Origin of the sequence: Adhaeribacter aerolatus (genome assembly GCF_007991635.1) — a bacterium.
Lineage (GTDB): Bacteria > Bacteroidota > Bacteroidia > Cytophagales > Hymenobacteraceae > Adhaeribacter > Adhaeribacter aerolatus.
Window position 1 is genome coordinate 1 of record NZ_BJYS01000018.1, and the last position, 20,137, is coordinate 20,137.

12 protein-coding genes are annotated in these 20,137 nt (G+C 45.7%); 8 read left to right on the forward strand and 4 right to left on the reverse strand.

Going from position 1 to position 20,137, the window contains the following annotated elements; genetic code table 11:
* Nucleotides 1–81 precede the first annotated feature (81 nt).
* Entirely contained in the window at nt 82–2,166 is a 2,085-nt protein-coding gene (locus AAE02nite_RS12550; protein WP_146898090.1) for a vWA domain-containing protein, read from the reverse strand.
* Between the two features lie 209 nt (nt 2,167–2,375).
* Nucleotides 2,376–3,122, reverse strand: coding sequence for a 3-oxoacyl-[acyl-carrier-protein] reductase (gene fabG, locus AAE02nite_RS12555; protein WP_146898091.1), 747 nt, complete (start codon nt 3,120–3,122; stop codon nt 2,376–2,378).
* A gap of 168 nt (nt 3,123–3,290) precedes the next feature.
* Between fabG and AAE02nite_RS12560 the strand changes: the two genes are divergently transcribed.
* Nucleotides 3,291–3,875: a hypothetical protein gene (locus AAE02nite_RS12560; protein WP_146898092.1), complete on the forward strand. Its 585-nt coding sequence runs from the start codon at nt 3,291–3,293 to the stop codon at nt 3,873–3,875.
* 396 nt (nt 3,876–4,271) lie between these two features.
* On the opposite strand, the gene AAE02nite_RS12565 is transcribed toward AAE02nite_RS12560, so the two are convergent.
* On the reverse strand, nt 4,272–4,874 hold the full coding sequence (locus tag AAE02nite_RS12565; RefSeq protein WP_146898093.1) for a tetratricopeptide repeat protein: 603 nt from the start codon (nt 4,872–4,874) through the stop codon (nt 4,272–4,274).
* Between the two features lie 157 nt (nt 4,875–5,031).
* A complete protein-coding gene (locus tag AAE02nite_RS12570) occupies nt 5,032–5,745 on the reverse strand; it encodes a tetratricopeptide repeat protein (RefSeq protein ID WP_146898094.1) in 714 nt (237 codons plus the stop codon).
* A gap of 212 nt (nt 5,746–5,957) precedes the next feature.
* Between AAE02nite_RS12570 and lpdA the strand changes: the two genes are divergently transcribed.
* The 7 genes from lpdA to AAE02nite_RS12605 all read left to right on the forward strand — a co-directional run bounded on the left by lpdA (nt 5,958) and on the right by AAE02nite_RS12605 (nt 20,103).
* A complete protein-coding gene (gene lpdA / locus AAE02nite_RS12575) occupies nt 5,958–7,355 on the forward strand; it encodes a dihydrolipoyl dehydrogenase (RefSeq protein ID WP_146898095.1) in 1,398 nt (465 codons plus the stop codon).
* Nucleotides 7,356–7,483: 128 nt separating this feature from the next.
* Nucleotides 7,484–8,479 carry a D-alanine--D-alanine ligase gene (locus AAE02nite_RS12580; RefSeq protein ID WP_146898096.1) on the forward strand — a complete coding sequence of 332 codons (996 nt, stop codon included), beginning with the start codon at nt 7,484–7,486 and terminating at the stop codon, nt 8,477–8,479.
* 482 nt (nt 8,480–8,961) lie between these two features.
* Entirely contained in the window at nt 8,962–10,230 is a 1,269-nt protein-coding gene (locus tag AAE02nite_RS12585; protein WP_146898097.1) for a replication-associated recombination protein A, read from the forward strand.
* 535 nt (nt 10,231–10,765) lie between these two features.
* A complete protein-coding gene (sppA, locus tag AAE02nite_RS12590) occupies nt 10,766–12,526 on the forward strand; it encodes a signal peptide peptidase SppA (protein ID WP_146898098.1) in 1,761 nt (586 codons plus the stop codon).
* 203 nt (nt 12,527–12,729) lie between these two features.
* The gene (locus AAE02nite_RS12595) at nt 12,730–13,557 is read left to right on the forward strand and encodes a purine-nucleoside phosphorylase (protein WP_246151015.1); all 828 of its coding nucleotides are present in this window, start codon (nt 12,730–12,732) and stop codon (nt 13,555–13,557) included.
* A 515-nt stretch (nt 13,558–14,072) separates the two neighbouring features.
* Complete coding sequence (gene gltB, locus AAE02nite_RS12600; protein ID WP_146898099.1) at nt 14,073–18,623, forward strand: glutamate synthase large subunit; 4,551 nt, start codon at nt 14,073–14,075, stop codon at nt 18,621–18,623.
* The gene (locus AAE02nite_RS12605; protein WP_146898100.1) at nt 18,616–20,103 is read left to right on the forward strand and encodes a glutamate synthase subunit beta; all 1,488 of its coding nucleotides are present in this window, start codon (nt 18,616–18,618) and stop codon (nt 20,101–20,103) included. The genes gltB and AAE02nite_RS12605 overlap by 8 nt, the downstream gene beginning before the upstream one ends.
* Nucleotides 20,104–20,137: the final 34 nt, after the last annotated feature.

The following is a 20,137-nucleotide window of genomic DNA, read 5'->3' on the forward strand; positions in this document are numbered from 1 at the left end:
ACCCCTGTCATAGAAATCTGAATGACAATAATTACTTACTTATCTGCTTCTATATTAGGAAATCATTTATTATTTAACCGGTTAATAACTGCCGTGATACTTGCGTAGCGTCCATTCAATAGAAACGAGTAGTAGCAGCACAAAGAACAGCCATTTCAGGTTTACCAGGTCTTCGAGTTTCTCGTTCGGGTAAATAATATTTTTGTAGTCGGCTTTTAAAATATCGGCTTGTAGCTGCTCCAGTTGGTTCGGGTAGTAAAGGCGACTGTTGGTTTTTTGGGCCAACTGGTAAAGTAAGTTATGGTCGGCGAGGGCATTCAGGGCTTCGAGCTGTAGTTCCTGTACCACAAACTGCCCGCGGTCCTGTTCAGGTTTGCCGTCTAAAGTGGTACTAGCCACGTAGGAATATACCCCGCCCGGCAAGTTGCCAATATTTAAACCCGAAAAGCCTTCGCCGTTATTAAAACTAAAGGTCCGGCTTTTGTTTTTCTCGTCGGTAATGCGCAGGTTAATTTCCTGTCCAAATATTCTTTCGTAAATGGCATTGTACACTTCGGCCTCAAAACGAATATCGTCGGTTACATAATATTCGTCCTGCACCGGGTATACGTTCAGGCGTTTTTTATTTTGCTGAGCCGTAAGCAGTTGAATGGTGCTGACCATGAGTTTGTCGAAATGCGCCGGGTTTTCGGTAGCTGCCCCTTCGGTCAGGCGCCATTGCCAAATGCCTTCGGCGAGCAGGGTAGCGTTGTGTTTCTGGTTTTTAACCGAAGCGGCGAGCAGCGGCTTGGTGGTTTTTACCCGGCCTACCTGCTGCAGCAATATTACTTCGGTACCCGGCGATACGTTAAAATCGGCGAAAGGAACATCAGCCGGTGGATACTTTTCGAAAGCGGAAGTGGTGGTCTGGTCGATTTGAAATTTCCGGAAAGAGGCGTTTAGCACGGGAATTACTTCGTCGGTCTGTCCGCCCCGGCGGTTGATGGTGAGGCCGGTGCCTAGCTGGTTGTAAGCCGCCAAATCGGTTTGGGAACCAACAATGTACAAAGCCGGAATATTTTTCTGCCGCACGTAGGCCAACGCTTCGTTATTCCCCGATAGCCGGGAAGGTAACTGGTGCAGCACCGCTACATCGTATTTATCGGGTTTAAATTGCGTAATGCCCGGTATAAACAAAACAGTTTCGAAGTTATCGTTCGTTTGGATGGCGGCCCGGATGGCCCGGATATCGGGGTGCGGCGCGGCGGCGGCAATGAGTACACTTAGTTTGCCTTTAATAATATCGAGGTAAGCGTGTTTCGTATTATTTAAGGTAGAAAACTCGCCTTTTTGCGGCAAAGCTTCTATCTCGTAATGCTTTTTACCAGGAGCCGTAGCGGTTAAAGTAAATTCGGCGCGGGTAGGTTGGCCGTCCGGGCGCAGGGTAATATTTTTTCGGTCGAGGATTTTGCCGTTTTCTTTTAGTACAACGGTAGCGGTATTGCCTTTAAATCCTTCGTGCTGGATTTCGGCAACTACCGGGAATTTATTCCCGCTGTAAGCAATTTTGTTGTACAACACCGAGCTCAGGGCAATATCTTTCTTGGCTACCGTATCGCCTACGGCTACGGGGTACACGGTAAAATTAAAATCGGAGTAGGTCGGCGATTTGCCTTTGTTGATAATGCCGTCGGATAGCAGCACCACGCCAGCCAGGTTACGGCTTTCGTAAACACCCTGCACGTGGCTCAGCAGTTCATCCAGGTTAGTAGTGGGGTTGTCGAATTTCGTTTCGGTAGGCTTGGGTTTATTTGTATTCAGGTTCAGTGTCTGAAACTCCACCCGGAAATTTTCCTCCCCCAGCGATTCGGCCAGTTTTTCTAATTCCTGCGCGGTTTTGGTTAGCGTGTTTTTATTTGTGTAAAGACCTACCGATTGCGAATTATCGAGGGCCACTACAATGGTGGGCTTTTCGGCCGTATTGGTTACAGCTTTTAAATAAGGTCCTAACAGCAGAAAGCACAAAAAGCTAACAACCACAAACCGCAGCAAAGCCAGCGAATAATTGAGCCGGGGCGACCACGGCGCCTTGCGGGAGTATAAAGCCCAACTGTACAGGGCTCCCACTACCAGGCACACCAATATCAGCCACGGCGAATATGCAGTAAGAAGTTTAAATTGACTCAAGTTTCGTGATGCGTTAGTCGTTCCTCGTTATTCGAAAATAAGCATTATTATCTAAACGACTTAACAGTTTAAATAATATTTGGTTTTTGATAATAAAAATAGCGTAAGGTTTAATCTTACGCTATTTTTAAAAACTATATGTTGTATTTCCGGAATATATTTTAAAGACTACGAACCGGATAACGATTAACGAACAACAACTAACGAAACTACGTTAGCATACCGCCATCTACCTGCAGTACCTGGCCCGAGATGTAAGCTGATAAGTCGGAAGCCAAAAATACGGTGGTGTTGGCTACGTCTTCGGGCGTACCGCCACGGCGCAGCGGAATCGCCTTTTTCCATTCTTGTACTACCGCTGCATCCAGTTCGCCGGTCATTTCAGTTTCGATAAAGCCGGGCGCAATAGCATTGCTGCGAATATTACGGGAGCCTAATTCCAGCGCCACCGATTTGGTTAAGCCAATAATACCGGCTTTGGAAGCCGCATAATTTACCTGGCCGGCGTTGCCTTTAATGCCTACCACCGAAGTCATATTAATGATAGAACCACTTTTCTGGCGCATCATGGGTTTGGTGGCGGCTTTGGTGAGGTTAAATACCGATTTTAAATTGGTGTTAATTACCGTATCCCACTGCTCTTCGGTCATGCGCATCAGCAAGCCGTCGCGGGTAATACCGGCGTTGTTTACCAAAATATCCAGGCGCCCGAATTCTTTTACTACATCTTCTACCAGCTTCTCGGCCTGGGTAAAATCCGAAGCATCGGAGCGGTAACCTTTTACCTTGGTGCCGCCGGCTGCCAGTTCCTGTTCCAGGGCCTGGCCTTTTTCTACACTTGATAAATACGTAAACGCAACCTGCGCGCCCATTTCTACAAATTTCTGGGCAATGGCCCGCCCAATTCCTTTAGACGCGCCGGTGATTAATGCTATTTTTCCTTCGAGTAGTTTCATAGGCCAAAGGTAGCCAAAGATTTTAAAATAAGGCAAAAGCCCGGTGGAGAAATGGCTGGAGAGAAACCTGGATAACAGGAATAAGAAATAGTATGAGGTAAAAAATACCGGTTCTATTTTTATTAAGTTGGTTAAATAACTAAAATTGCAGGCACATTATTGGCAGAGATGAGAAGCGCAGCAGCAATAATATTTCTTTTTTTAAGTACCGGCCTGGCCGCCCAAGCCCAAAGTGATAACCAATTGGCTATAAACCCGGTTGATTCAATCAAAACTGATTCAATTCAGGTGGTAGAAAAACCACTAACGGAAGAAGAACTTTTAGAGAAAGCACGAATAGAAAAGCTGCTTTTAGAGAAGTTAGATAAGAAATACGGGTTCCGGGATGTGCAACTGGGCACGCATATTAAATTCTTTAAGAAAACGAAGCGCGAATGGCAGGAAGAGGATGATTACAATTGCCGCCGGGCCACCGATAAATTATCGATTAATGGGATGCCGCTGACCGAAATTGTCTACGGTTTTCATAAGGGGCGGCTAAACCATATTTACATAACGGCACCCGGCATCGAGAACAGCCGGGAATTGCTCAGGTACTTCCAATCGGTTTATGGCCCCGGCAAGCTGGTTTATGAAGAAACCGAAGAATTTGATAACATGGTGGAGTGGGCCGGTAAGAAAGTAATATTAACCTACAGCGAGGTGGCGAGTAAAAAAGAAGGTTTTTTCCATTTTTTTGCCGCCGATAAATAGGAGCAGTTTTCAGTTAACAATAATCAGTTAACAGCAATAAGTTATTAATTATACAATAATATACAATTAAGAGGTAAAAAGCCCCTGCTTTCTTCTGGAGAGCAGAGGCTTTTTATTAGAATCATAGCTGTGTATTTACTTCTATAACGTGAAATTGTATTCAAACTCAATAATACCTCATCCCCCAACCCCTTCTCCTCAAGGCGAAGGGGAGCCGGTCTGACGATAATTTACTTACAAATCGATTAGTTAATGCATGGTATCTGAGTTTCAATTTATCGGATAAGGTAATTTAAGTCCCTCACCTTTAGGAGAGGGATTTAGGGTGAGGTGTCAATAGTTTTCCAAACCAAGCACTATATTAGTTAGGTGGTTTATAAAATGGTATATTATCAGCTATTTGCAGTATTTAGCGAGTGCTTTTTGTGCCCGTTCATCGTTAGGAGCGGCTTTTTTCCAGTCGGCACAAGCGCCTTTGTCATCCCGTATTTCGTATTTGGCCAAACCCCGGTTGTATAATGCCTCCGTAGAGGTAGAATCTGTTTTTAAAACGTAATTGTAATCCGATATAGCCGACCGGCTGTTTAACATAGCCATTTTGGCCGCTGCCCGGTACATATACATTTCTAAATCTTCGGGTTTATATTTTATTACTTTCGTGAAATCAGCTACGGCCCCCCGGTAATCGTCAATTTTAACTTTGGCAACGGCCCGGTTGTAATACGCGTCTACATTACTGGGTTCGTACCGGATAACGGCCGTATAATCTTTGATCGCTTCTTTATAATTCTTTAATTCAATATTGGCTTTGGCCCGGCTTTTATAAGCATCTACGTTTTTGGGGTTTACCTCCAGCACATTCGAATAAAATCTTACCTGTCGTTTATGCTCCGAAACCGGTACTTTTTCGGTGGGGGCATTGGTAGCTATCATCGAAGTTTGAGAAAAGCCAAGGCCGGCCAGCAACAACAAAGGAATCAGGAGTAAAATTTTTTTCATACCTCTTCGTTCTTTTAAGTTTATACACCATATTTTTTACCCGGATAGGAAAGTTAGTAAAAAAAGCGCTTATAATCCTACTAAAAAGCAATTTTTTAGACTGATAATTAACTTTAAGCCAACGGCATAACGAAAAAGTTCTTTACTGCTAAGCAGCTTATTTGTTGCAATATTTCTTTAAAAAGTTTTCGGCATTGCTAATGCCTTTGTCGCGGGCCATAGTCCAGTCCTGGCAAGCAGCCTCGTTCTCCTTTAACGTCCGGTGAATAATTCCCCGGTTGTAATAAGCTTCGGCTAAGTCGGGATTATACTCAATGGCTTTATTATAATCGGCTAAGGCTTCCTGAAAAGATTTGGTGCGGAAAAATGCGTTGGCGCGGTTTTGGTAAGCCACGGCGTAATCGGGTTTGAGCATCAGGGCTTTGTTATAGTCGGTAATGGCCCCGGTAATATCTTTTAACTTAGCCCGGGAGTAGCCGCGGTTGTTGTAGGCGTTGGCGTATTCGGCGTTTAATGTTAAGGCTTTGTTGTAGTCGGTAATAGCTCCTTTAAAATCTTTCTGCTGGGTTTTTATATCGCCGCGATATTTATATACTTCCGGGTCGCCGTCTTTTAACACCAGCGATTGGTTCAAATCTTCGGAGGCGCCACTAAAATCTTTCGTTTCATACCGGGCAATACCCCGCAATTTGTAAAGCTCCGGATCGTCCGGTTTTTTCTCCAGGGCTTTGGTATACTCCGCAATAGCGCCTTCGTAGTTTTCGCGTTCAGCCAAGCTTAAACCACTTTTGGCGTAATATTTAGCACCTTTGGGCAAACAGGCAGTGGTTAACAGTAGCGCAAAAAAAATGATATTTAAATATAATCGCATAAATATGGTTTGATAGTGGTTGGTTTGGTGTGCCGGAAATGTGTTTTGTTTACACGTACTGCTTAATGCAAAAATTGTTCCTAATAAATATTCTTATAACCATATATTTTTATAGTTCGTTACGCTATACGGCTAACCGCTCAATCCGTTTGTGAAATAGAGATATTCGGGTAAATTTGCGGCATCTTTAATAAACGTAAAACGCTATCAAAATGGCATCAGCATCATACGATTTAATAGTAATAGGTAGTGGACCAGGTGGTTACGTAGCCGCCATCCGGGCTTCGCAATTAGGCATGAAAGTAGGCGTGGTAGAAAAAGCGGAGTTAGGCGGCATCTGTCTGAACTGGGGCTGTATTCCTACCAAAGCTTTATTAAAAAGTGCGCAGGTTTTCGAATATATCCAGCACGCCAAAGATTATGGCATTAACGTAGCCGATGCTTCTGCCGATTTTGGCGCGGTAGTAGCCCGCAGCCGGGGTGTAGCCAACGGCATGAGCAAAGGCATTCAGTTTTTGTTCCGGAAAAATAAAATAGATCATATAGCCGGTACCGGCAAGTTAGTTGGCAAGAAACAGGTAGAAGTAACGGCTGCCGATGGCACCAAAAGTACCGTAGAAGCGCCGCATATTATTCTGGCTACCGGCGCCCGTTCGCGGCAATTACCAAATTTACCGATTGATGGTAAAAAAATTATTGGTTACCGCGAAGCCATGGTGCTGGAAAAACAACCTAAATCGATGGTGGTGGTGGGTTCCGGAGCGATTGGGGTAGAGTTTGCTTATTTCTACAATGCCATGGGTACCCAGGTAACCATTGTGGAATTTATGCCGAACGTGGTGCCGATTGAAGACGAAGAAGTTTCGAAACAACTGGAGCGCTCCTTCAAAAAAGCGGGCATCAATATTTTAACCAACGCTTCGGTAGAGGCGGTAGATACCAGCGCCGAAGGCTGCAAAGTACGGGTTAAGAAAGGCAACGGCGAAGAGTTTATCGATTGCGATATTGTGCTGTCGGCGGTAGGTATTGCCACTAACCTGGAGAATTTAGGTCTGGAAGAACTAGGCGTAGCCGTAGAGAAAGGACGCGTAATTACCGATGATTTTTACAAAACCAATGTGGAAGGCATTTATGCCATCGGCGATATTGTAAAAGGCCCCGCTTTGGCCCACGTGGCTTCGGCCGAAGGTATTATTTGCGTGGAGAAAATTGCCGGCCACCATCCGGAGCCGCTCGATTACAAAAATATTCCCGGCTGTACTTATTGCGCACCCGAAATTGCATCGGTAGGTTACACCGAGAAAGAAGCCCGCGAACTGGGTCGCGAAATTAAAGTGGGTAAGTTTCCGTTCTCGGCCTCGGGCAAAGCCAGCGCCGGCGGCGTAAAAGATGGCTTTGTAAAAGTTATTTTCGATGCCAAGTACGGCGAGTTCTTAGGTGCCCACATGATTGGCGCCAACGTAACCGAAATGATTGCCGAAGTAGTCGTAGCCCGTAAACTCGAAACCACCGGTCACGAAATTATCAAATCGGTACACCCGCACCCAACCATGTCGGAAGCCATTATGGAAGCCACCGCCGCCGCTTACGACGAGGTAATTCACTTGTAAAATCATTTTACGTAAAACGTAATACGTGTAACGTCCCGGAATAGCAAGGCTTAAAAATTGCCGACCTGTTCCGGGACGTGTTTTTTAAGAAGAATATTTAACTTGGGCTTTCAAAATTTTAAAGCAGCATGAAAAAAACAATAGCGCTGGTTACCGGCGGCTTTACCGGAGAATCGGTTATCTCGCTGAAAAGTGCGGCGGTAATTGGCCGGAATTTAGACCCGGAAAAGTTTGACGTTTATAAAATAATCATCACGCCCGAAAGCTGGTATTACGAAGACGAAAACGGTGGTAAATACGAAATAAATAAAAACGATTTCTCCTTAGCGCTGAACGGAGCAGTGGTTAGGTTCGACTGCGTGTTTATTGGTTTACACGGGTCGCCGGGCGAGGATGGCAAACTCCAGGGCTATTTCGATATGTTAAATATTCCGTATACCACCTGCGATGCGCTTACCTCGGCCATTACCATGAACAAAGGTTACACCAAAGCTATTGTGCAGGATATTCTGGAATTACACGTGGCTAAATCCATCCAATTGTTTTCGAATAGTGGAGATAATGTAGCCCGCATAAACGAAAACTTGCGCTTTCCCTTATTTGTAAAACCTAATAATGGCGGCAGCAGCATTGGCATGAGCAAAGTTAAAACCGAAGCCGAGTTGCCCGAAGCGCTGGCGAAAGCTTTTAAGGAAGATAGCCAGGTGCTGGTAGAAGAATTTATCAGCGGCCGGGAATTTACCATTGGCATTTACCGGGGTGCGCAGGGCATTGGCGTGTTGCCGGCTACCGAAATTGTGAGTTCGAAAGAGTTTTTTGATTTTGAAGCCAAATATACCACCGGCGTCACCGAAGAAATAACGCCCGGCCGTATGACGCCCGAGGAAAAGCAGAGCGTGGAAAAAATAGCCCGTTTGGTTTTCGAAAAGCTGAATTGCAAAGGCATAACCCGCATGGACTATATCCTGGAAGAAGGCACCGGAAATCTTTATTTTATTGAGATTAATACCGTTCCGGGACAAACGGAGAACAGCCTGATTCCGCAGCAGGTAAGAGCTACCGGCCGTACCATCCAGGATTTTTATACCGAGTTAATAGAAGCGGCCCTTTACATCAAGAAATAAAACTAAAATGGAATCCTCAGTGCGCTTAATCTCAGCTATCGCCGGTGTCTCGCCGGTGATGGGTATTTTCCGGACTTTGGCCGCTAGCGCTAACTAGCCGGAGTAATAGTAATTTAAATATTAAGCCACAAAATTTAAAATCCTGAACTACTACCCGCAAAAGTTTGGTTCAGGATTTCTCTTTTAAAGCTATTTCTACCACCTGGTATTTAATACCTGCCCAAATTAATTCTTCCCATTTGTCATCATGAAAAGACCTGTTGGATAAACCGTTTTACAGGTGAAACCAGTAAAGCGGTAATCGCCTACTTTACTTTCTAAACAATAGATGCTTACAGCCTGACAACAGAGAAGCTTTTATATAATGGTAAGTGGTAATCACTTTTGGGTATAATACAGTGCGGAAAAACAGAAGCTATTGGGCGCAAAATTATGCGACGAATAATATTTAACTTGCAACCGGAAATTTAAAATAGCTGCGCATGAATAGCCCTAAGATTCCGTTGGCCGAACGCATGCGGCCCCATTCGCTCGATCAGTTTGCCGGGCAGAAGCACCTGGTAGGCGAAAAAGGTATTTTACGCCGCTACCTGGATTCGGGCATGATTCCGTCGATGATTTTGTGGGGACCGCCGGGTGTAGGTAAAACTACGTTGGCCAATATTATTGCTTCACAGTTGAAACTGCCGTTTACGGCGCTGAGCGCCATTAACGCCGGCGTAAAAGATGTGCGCGAAGTAATTGAGAAGGCTAAAACCCGCCCTGGTACTATTTTATTTATTGATGAAATTCACCGCTTCAGCAAATCGCAGCAGGATGCTTTGTTGGGGGCGGTGGAGAAAGGCATTGTCACCTTAATTGGCGCTACCACCGAAAACCCATCTTTTGAGGTGATATCGGCTTTGCTGTCACGGTCGCAGGTTTACGTACTACAGCACCTTTCCAAAGAAGAACTTATTGATTTAGTCAACAAGGCTATCAGAGAGGATGAGTGGCTGAAAAAGAAAAATATTCAGGTACAGGAGTATGATGCTTTGCTCATGCTATCGGGCGGGGATGCCCGCAAACTCCTGAACCTGTTGGATATTGTGGTAGAAGGAGCCAATGCCGATGCCCTGATTATCACCGATGCGTTTGTACAGGAAATGGCGCAGCAGCATATTGCCATGTACGACAAATCCGGCGAGATGCACTACGATATTATTTCGGCCTTTATTAAATCCATGCGGGGCAGTGACCCCAACGCGGCCCTATACTGGCTGGCCCGCATGATAGAAGGTGGCGAAGATCCCAAATTTATCTCCCGCCGCATGCTGATTCTGGCTTCCGAAGATATTGGTAATGCCAATCCTACGGCTTTGATAATGGCTAACACCTGTTTTCAATCGGTGCAGGTGATTGGTTACCCGGAGAGTAATATTATTTTATCGCAGACAGCCGTTTACCTGGCTACTTCGCCCAAAAGTAACTCATCGTACATGGCTATTTGGGAGGCGCAGGAATTGGTGAAGCAAACCGGTAATTTACCCGTACCACTGCCCCTCCGCAATGCCCCCACCAAACTCATGAAGGAACTTGGCTACGGCAAAAATTACAAATACGCCCACGATTACGACCAGAACTTCGTGCCCCAGGAATTTATGCCGGAGCAACTGCAAAGTAAGAAACTTTTCGAGCCCGGCAACAACGCCCGCGAAAACGAGATGCGCAAAAACCTCCGTAACTGGTGGGGCGATAAGTATGGGTATTAGGTGTTAGTTATTGGTATTTAGAAGGGAAGTCTCAGCTTCAGGAGAATAAAAGACCTTGATAATAGGAGGGGAGTCAGTAAAATCTACTTCAGCCGGGTTCAGCTAGTAGTTAAGGGCCTTTAGTATGAATAAATTTAAAATTGCGAAAAAGTTGGCTACAGCCAATTACCGCTGGTCGGTGGGGTGAGTACCTTCCGGAAGATTCCCTTCTAAGGTTCTGGTACCGGGATACGAGGCATTCCGACGGAGGAGGAAAGGGAGATTAGACAGTCTGAACTCACCGACGGGGCCCGCTGGCCAGGACGCGACTTAGGAATTTAAAACCAATTAGCACCTGCCCACTGCAAGATGGAATCTTTCAAAGTAAGGCAGTAAATAAAACTTAGTATTCCAAAATGTTTTTGTAATGCAAGTAGATTTTAGTTGTAAATATTTGTAAGCGAATCATTTGTGTATAATTATTTTAAAATTCTCTCTTTTTACCTAAACAATTTGTAGCTTGTACCCATTATTATAAGTAGTAAACTTAGCTTGTATGTTACAGTTTTTTAAATATACCCTGGCCACCATTTTAGGCCTTTTTTTATTTTTTTTCCTGATGTTTCTCATCTTGTTGGGTATTGCCGCCGCGGCTGCCTCGGAAGATGAGGTAACGGTAAGAAAAAATTCGATTCTGGAATTGAAACTGGACCGGGAAATTGACGAGCGGGGCGAACACGACCCGTTTGAAGGAATGGGGCTGCTGGGTGGTTTAGGCACCTCTAAATACGGCCTCGACGAAATAAAAGCCTCCATTCGCCACGCCAAGACCGATGATAATATTAAGGGTATTTACCTGAGCACCGAAATATTAACGGCCGGCATGGCCACGGTAGAAGAAATCCGGAACGAACTTCTGGACTTTAAGAAATCAAAGAAGTTTATTGTGGCTTACAACGATATTTGTTCCGAGAAAGCATATTACCTCACTTCGGTAGCCGATAAACAATACCTGAATCCACAGGGCGCATTGGAGTTAAACGGTTTAAGTTCCGAAGTGCTGTTCTTTAAAGGTACGCTTGAAAAACTGGATATCCAGCCCGAAATATTTAAAGTAGGTGAATTTAAAAGTGCCGTTGAGCCGTTCTTGCTCGAAAAAATGAGCGCGCCCAACCGGTTGCAGGTTACTTCTTTCCTCAACTCCCTGAATGATCATTATTTGCGAAATATTGCCAAAGCCCGGGGCAAATCTTTTGCCGATATGAAGAAGCTATCGGATTCTATGCTGATTCACTATCCGGAAGACGCTTTAAAGCACGGTATTATTACCAACGTGGGTTATTTTGACCAAGCCGTAGACTACATGAAAGGAAGAACCGGCCTGAAAAAAGACGATAAGCTGAATGTGGTAGAATTGAAAAATTACCGCAAACTGGCCAAAGAAGAGGATGGTTATTCTAAAAACCGGATTGCGGTTATTTATGCCTCTGGCGATATTGTGAACGGCGAAGGGGGCGAAGATAATATTGGCGGTACCAAATTTGCCGAAGAAGTACGGAAAGCCCGCCGGGACAAAAACGTGAAAGCTATTGTGCTGCGCATTAATTCGCCGGGCGGCAGTGCCATGGCCTCCGATGTAATCTGGCGCGAAATTACGCTGGCTAAAAAAGAGAAACCGGTAATTGCTTCTATGTCGGATGTAGCGGCATCGGGTGGTTATTACATTGCCATGGCCTGCGACACCATTGTGGCGCACCCCAATACCATTACCGGTAGCATAGGCGTGTTCGGGATGCTGGCTAACCTCGAAGGCTTCCTCGATAATAAATTGGGGATTACCGTAGATCGGGTTAAAACGGGTCGTTATTCAGATATGCCCAGCATTACCCGGCAGTTAACGCCGGCCGAACGCCAGATTGTGCAGCATGGCGTGGAGCGCGTTTACGAGGATTTTACAGCTAAAGCAGCTAAAGGCCGTAATATGCCGGTTGCCCAACTGCGCAGTTTAGCGGCGGGTCGGGTGTGGTCGGGTGTTGAAGCAAAAGAGCGCGGGCTGGTAGATGTTTTAGGCGGTTTAGACCAGGCTATTGCTATTGCGGCCAAACGGGCCGGCATCGAAAAAGAATATACCCTTAAAAAAGTGCCTTACCAGAAAACATTCCTCGAAAGCTTTATGTCGGGTATGGAAACCAGCGCCCGCATGCATTTCTTAAAAGCGGAACTCGGCGAAATGTATCCGTTTTACGAAAAAGCTAAAAAGGTCCAGCAGCTGCAAGGTATTCAGGTGCGCATGCCTTACGATTTTAATATTCAGTAAATAACCAATCGGTTATTCCAGCACATCCGAAGGCGTCCTGGCCGGTTTAAGCTGCGGTGACTTGTTAAAAAATTTAAATTCAGCTACAGGGCACCGCGAAGTCAATTTCAATAGACTTCGCTGAACGCCAACCCTTCTTCTGCATAACCGGACGGCCACCTGAAAGCCGTCCGGTGATTTCTTCTAGCCTTAAAAAATATTATATGGAAAAACAAATGCAGCAACTGCAGGATGCTACCGATTTTCTGATCCAGCAGACCAATAGCTTTGCCCCCGAGTTCGGTATTATCCTGGGTACCGGTTTAGGCGATTTGGTGAACGACATCACTATCAAATACAGCTTGCCTTACGACGAAATTCCCCATTTCCCGGTATCAACCGTCGAAAGCCATTCGGGTAAATTAATTTTCGGGCACCTGGCCGAAAGAAGTGTAGTGGTAATGCAGGGCCGCTTTCATTATTACGAAGGTTATACCATGGACCAGGTAGTTTTTCCGGTACGGGTTATGAAAATGCTGGGCATTGCGAAATTATTTGTTTCGAACGCGGCCGGTGGCCTCAACCCCGATTTTAATACTTCCGATTTAATGGTGATTACCGACCATATAAACCTACAGCCTGACAATCCGCTGATCGGTAAAAATCTGGAGCCATTAGGCCCGCGTTTCCCCGACATGAGTGAGGTATATGACGAGACAATGGTAAACCAGGCGCTGGCAATTGCCGGCCAAAACGGGTTTACCTTGCAAACGGGGGTTTATGTAAGTGTACCAGGACCGATGCTCGAAACCAAAGCCGAGTACAAATATTTGGCCGGTATCGGCGCCGATGCCGTAGGGATGTCGACGGTGCCCGAAATAATAGCGGCCCGCCACATGGGGCTTACTTGCTTTGCGGTTTCCGTTATTACCGACCTGTGCGTGCCCGGCAAAATTAAAAAGGTGGTTCTGCTCGATATTTTAGAAGCAGCAGCCCGGGCTGAACCCCGTATGACTTTCCTAATCAAAGAGTTAATCCGGAACCAGGATTAAAAAAAAATTGTATAGCTAATACGAAATAATGAATCATAACAATTTTATATAATTCTAAGATTAGTAACTGCTCGTTCATTTAAGAATTAAATTAATTTATCCTCCACCCACTACTAACCAAAAATATTAGTAAAGCTAAGTCCGAACTTGCATTAATAATGTTACCGGTTAGGCCTGAATAAAAAGAATGGTTTTCAAAAAATTTTGTTTTTTTTAATAAAACGATATTTATCTACTCTCAGATTTAAACAAACTTTATTTTGAGAGCCATAATTAGATATATTTCAATAATCAAGCTTGAATTGAGGGTTCCAGAAGGTTGTAAATGCTGAATATCTAAAATAACTATTATGAAAAGTTATTTTTCTTTAATACTTTGAAACTGCAAAACCTTAAAATTGTAGTTGTAGACTTCCTTTATAAGTCTTAAGCAAGGCTGAAATTGTCGGAACAGCAGGAGCTTAAAATATATTTTTACCGCGATTATTATTTTTTAGTATAGAACAAATACGATAATGTCAGACCAAAAGAATTTGGGTTTATATCATCCATCATTTGAACATGATTCGTGTGGTATCGGCTTTGTAGCCCACTTAAAAGGCCGGAAGTCGCATGATATTGTGGCGGATGCCTTGCATATGCTGGCCCGCATGGAACACCGGGGCGCTTGTGGTTGTGAAACCAACACCGGCGACGGGGCGGGTATCCTGATTCAGGTACCCCATGAGTTTTTTGTGGATGAGTGCTTGAAGTTAGGTATTAAGTTGCCACCGTTTGGCCAATATGGTGTGGGGTTGGTGTTTTTTCCGCAGGACGAGAAGCTGCGCGAAGAATGCCGCGACATTCTGAACCGGAATATTGAAAAGCTGGGCATGCAGCTTTTGGGTTACCGCAAGTTGCCTACTTACAACGGCGAGATTGGCGAAAGCGCCCTGAAGGTTGAACCCATCATGGAACACGTTTTCATTAAGCGGCCTGACCTCATCACCAATCCGGAAGAATTTGAACGGAAGCTGTTTGTGTTACGCAACTATACTACCCGCCTGGTACGGGAGTCGGTAGCTTTGCCTAATATTAACGATGCTTTTTACATTGCTACCCTGTCGTATAAGACTATTGTCTATAAAGGCCAGTTTACCACTGCCCAGGTGCGGTCTTATTTCCCGGATCTGCAGCATAAAAACGTGGTTTCGGCGCTGGCGGTAGTTCACTCGCGTTTCTCCACGAATACTTTCCCGTCTTTCCGGTTAGCGCAACCTTTCCGGTATATTGCCCATAACGGCGAAATAAATACGGTTAAAGGAAATACTAACTGGATGGGTGCAGCCGAAGCGGCTTTTAGCTCGAAATATTTTTCGCGCGAAGAGCTGGATATGATCCTGCCGATTTGCGACCCAACCCAGTCTGACTCCGCTAACCTCGATAACGTAGTTGAATTATTAACCTTGAGTGGTCGTTCTTTACCGCACGTGATGATGATGCTGATTCCGGAAGCCTGGGATGGCAACAACCACATGAGCGAAAAGAAACGCGCTTTCTACGAATATCATGCGGCGTTGATGGAGCCCTGGGATGGCCCCGCTTCTATCTCCTTCACCGATGGTAAAATTGTAGGTGCTACCCTGGACCGGAATGGCTTGCGTCCGTCGCGTTACCTCGTAACCAGCGACGACAAGGTTATCATGGCCTCTGAGGCGGGTGTACTGGAAGTAGATCCGGCTAAAATTGTAAAGAAAGGCCGCTTGCAGCCTGGTAAAATGTTTGTGGCCGATTTAGAGCAGGGCCGCATCATTAGCGACGAAGAGTTGAAAGACGATATTTGTTCGCGCCAGCCTTACCACGAGTGGTTAAAAAATAAAATCCGGCTGAAAGATATGCCGGAAGCTTTGGGTACTTTCCATCACCCAAGTCCAACCGCGCTCCTGAAGCACCAGCAGGCTTTTGGTTATACGACCGAAGACTTAAAAGTAATTATTGGCGAAATGGCGGAAACCGGCAAAGAGCCATTGGGTTCAATGGGTACCGATACGCCGTTAGCAATTTTGTCTGACCAAAGCCAGCATTTTTCGGGTTACTTTAAGCAATTATTTGCCCAGGTAACCAATCCGCCTATCGACCCCATCCGGGAACGAATGGTAATGTCTTTGACCTCTTACGTAGGGGGTGGCCTGAACTTACTGGAAGAAAGCCCGTTGCACTGCCGCATGGTTGAGTTGCAGCAGCCGGTGCTTTCGAATAAAGAGCTGGAGAAAATACGGTTCCTGGATCAGTCGTATTTCCAAACCAAAACCATTTATACCTACTTTAAAGCCGATGGGCAGCCCGGTTCGATGGAAAAAGCCATCAAACGGATTTGCCAGTACGCGGCCGATGCAGTAGAAGATGGTTTCTCTATAATATTATTATCGGACCGGAGTTTGGATAGCAGCCACGCCCCAATTCCATCGTTGCTGGCTACTTCTGCCGTACACCACCATTTAATGCGCAAAGGCTTGCGCGGCAAAGTTGGTTTGGTAGTAGAGTGCGGCGATGCTTGGGAAGTGCATCATTTTGCTACGCTCATCAGCTTTGGAGCTTCGGCTGTTAACCCTTATTTAGCTTTCGATACCATTGTGGATATGAAAGCCAAAGGGTTAATTGACTCGAACGCCGCCGACGAAAAGTTATTCTATAATTATATTAAAGCGATAAACGATGGCTTGCTGAAGGTATTCTCCAAAATGGGTATCTCTACCATGCAGTCGTACCAGGGCGCGCAAATATTCGAAGCCCTGGGTATCAGCAAAGATGTAATTGATAAATATTTTACCCGTACGGTTTCCCGGATTGGCGGCTTAACCCTGGATTGTATTGCCAAAGAAGCTTTAGTTAAGCATAAATTGGCTTTCCCTGATAAGTTTATTCCTAATCCGAAACTGGAAGTAGGCGGAATTTACCAGTGGAAACGTCGCGGCGAGTACCATTTGTTTAATCCGCAGACCATTCACTTGTTGCAGCAGGCTACCCGTACCAACGATTACGGTGTATTCAAGAAATATTCAAAGTTAGTGAACGAGCAGGGCGTAAAAGCCTGTACGTTGCGGAGTTTGCTTAAATTTAAAGAAGGTAATTCTGTTCCGCTTAGCGAAGTAGAACCAGCCGAAAGTATCTTCAAGCGTTTTGCCACTGGTGCCATGTCGTTTGGGTCTATTTCGCACGAGGCTCACACTACACTAGCTATCGCTATGAACCGCATTGGCGGTAAGAGCAACAGCGGCGAAGGCGGTGAAGACGAAATTCGTTTCGAGCGCAAGCCAAACGGCGACTGGGAGCGGTCGGCTATTAAGCAGGTAGCTTCGGGCCGTTTTGGGGTTACCAGCTATTATTTAGCTAACGCCGAAGAATTACAGATTAAAATGGCCCAGGGTGCTAAGCCCGGCGAAGGTGGCCAGTTACCTGGTCATAAAGTAGATGAATGGATTGGTCGGGTGCGTCATTCTACCCCTGGGGTAGGTTTGATATCGCCGCCACCGCACCACGATATTTACTCGATTGAAGATTTAGCCCAGCTAATATTCGACCTGAAAAACTCTAATCCGAAAGCTCGTATCAACGTGAAATTGGTATCAGAAGCCGGCGTTGGAACCGTAGCTGCCGGGGTAGCGAAAGCATTCTCAGATGTGGTTCTGATTTCGGGTTATGATGGCGGTACCGGTGCTTCGCCGATTAGCTCGATTAAGCACGCTGGTTTACCGTGGGAACTTGGTTTAGCCGAAGCTCACCAGACTTTGGTACGTAACAAACTGCGCAGCCGGATTGTGGTGCAGGCCGATGGTCAGATGAAAACTGGTCGGGACTTAGCAATTGCGGCCCTGTTAGGCGCTGAAGAATGGGGCGTAGCTACGGCTGCCTTGGTTACTGCCGGTTGTATTATGATGCGGAAGTGTCATTTAAATACTTGCCCGGTAGGTGTTGCTACCCAGAACCCGGAATTGCGAGCCTTGTTTACCGGTAAGCCGGAAGATGTGGTTAATTTATTCCACTTTCTGGCCGAAGAACTACGCGAAATAATGGCCGAACTAGGTTTCCGAACCATTAACGAAATGGTGGGCCAGGTAGATCGCTTAGAAATGCGGAAAGACTTAACGAACTGGAAACATAAGTTAATTGATCTTTCAGCCGTATTGTATAAAGAACCGGCCGGCCCGGAAGTTGGAATTTATAAGCAAGAAGAGCAGCAGCATGCTTTAGAAGCGGTACTGGATGTAGATTTAATTAAATCTGCTCAGCCAGCCCTGGAAAATGTAGAACCTGTATTTGATCAATTCTATATCTCCAACACCGACCGGGCAACTGGTACTATGCTGTCGCACGAGATTTCGAAGAAGTTTAAGGGCGTTGGTTTACCGGCCGGTACCATTCACTTTAAGTTTACCGGCTCGGCCGGACAAAGCTTTGGTGCGTTTGGTGCGCCGGGTATTAAGTTCGAACTCGAAGGCGAAGCCAACGACTACTTTGGTAAAGGTTTATCGGGCGGTCAATTAATTCTGTACCCACCCAAAACTGCTAAGTTCAAAGCCAGTGAAAATATTATTGCGGGTAACGTAGCGTTTTACGGGGCAACTGCCGGCGAAGCGTATATCCGCGGTCAGGCTGGTGAGCGTTTTTGCGTACGGAATTCCGGTGCCAAAGCCGTAGTAGAAGGCGTAGGCGACCACGGTTGCGAGTACATGACGGGTGGTGTAGCGGTAATATTAGGCGAAACCGGTCGTAACTTTGCGGCAGGTATGAGCGGAGGTATTGCTTATGTATACAACCCCGGCTTAACCTTTGCGCAGCGTTGCAACATGGAAATGATTGAGTTTGACGAAATAGATGCGGAAGATACAACCGAACTAAAACGGTTAATCCAAAACCATTTTGATTTTACCGGTAGTGCCGTAGCAGAAGGAATTCTGAATAACTGGGACAACGCCGTCAGTCATTTCATTAAAGTAATGCCGAGCGATTACAAAAAGGTATTGCTGAAAAGAAGAGAGTTAAAAGAAGTAGGTATCGATAATTTGGAGGCTGTAGTAAATGGGTAAGCCAACAGGATTTTTAGAGTTCGGCCGGGAGTTGCCGAAAAAACGTGATCCGAAATTACGGATTAACGATTACAATGAACTTTACGAAGAATTCGGTGAAGAGAAAATAGCCACGCAGGCGGCCCGTTGCATGGATTGCGGCGTACCTTTCTGTCACAGCGGTTGCCCACTGGGTAATATTATTCCGGAATTTAACGATGCGGTATACGAGCAGAACTGGGAATTAGCCGCTGAAATTCTTTTCTCGACGAACAACTTTCCGGAGTTTACCGGCCGTATTTGCCCGGCACCTTGCGAAGCCGCTTGTGTACTGGGTATAAACAAGCCACCGGTAACCATCGAAGAAATCGAGAAAAGTATTGCCGAAGCTGCTTTTGAAAAAGGGTACGTGCGGGCGAAAACCCCAATATTGCGTACCGGCAAAAAAGTAGCGGTAGTAGGTTCTGGACCGGCTGGTTTGGCTACAGCTGCTCAGTTAAACAGCGCTGGCCATTCAGTAACAGTATTTGAGCGTGCCGATAAAATTGGTGGTTTGTTACGCTATGGTATTCCGGACTTTAAGCTGGAAAAATGGGTAGTAGATCGCCGTTTGGAAGTAATGCAGGAAGAAGGTGTGGTATTTATGACCAACGCCAACGTAGGTGAAAATATTAAAGTAGCCGATATCATGCGTTCTTTCGATGCGGTAGTTTTAACCGGTGGTGCTACCGTAGCCCGTGATTTAGCTATTCCGGGGCGCAACTTAAAAGGCGTACATTTTGCGATGGATTTCTTAACCCAGCAGAATGGCCGTATTAGTGGTAAAGAATTTGCGCCGGAAGAAGAAATCTGGGCGACAGATAAAAATGTGGTAGTTATTGGTGGTGGTGATACCGGTTCAGACTGTGTAGGTACCTCTAACCGGCACCGCGCTAAATCGGTAACGCAGATTGAAGTATTGGCTAAGCCGCCGGCTGATCGTCATGCTTCTACGCCGTGGCCTAACTGGCCCATGCAATTACGTACCTCTACTTCACACGAAGAAGGCTGCGATCGCAACTGGGCTATTGTAACAAAAGAATTTATCGGCGACGAAGAAGGCAAACTTAAAGCCTTGAAAGTAGCACAGATGGATTTTTGCAGCGCCAAACCCGGCGAAGCGCCTAAGTTCCAGGAAGTGCCCGGCACCGAAAAAGAAATTCCTTGTGAACTGGCTTTGTTAGCTATTGGTTTCGTGCACCCGCAGCACAAAGGTATGATCGAAGAATTAGGCCTAGACCTGGACGAGCGCGGTAATGTAAAATGCAATGCCAGCTACCAGACCAGCGTACCGAAAGTATTTGCTGCCGGCGATATGCGCCGCGGACAGTCTTTGGTAGTTTGGGCAATCTCTGAAGGTCGCGAAGCTGCTCGCGAGGTAGATATTTTTCTGATGGGCCAAACCAAGCTCGAAGCCAAAGATGTTTCGATGCTGAATACCACCAGCATTTACGCAATTTAAGTAAGACCAATATTTTTAAGCAAAAAGCTTCCGG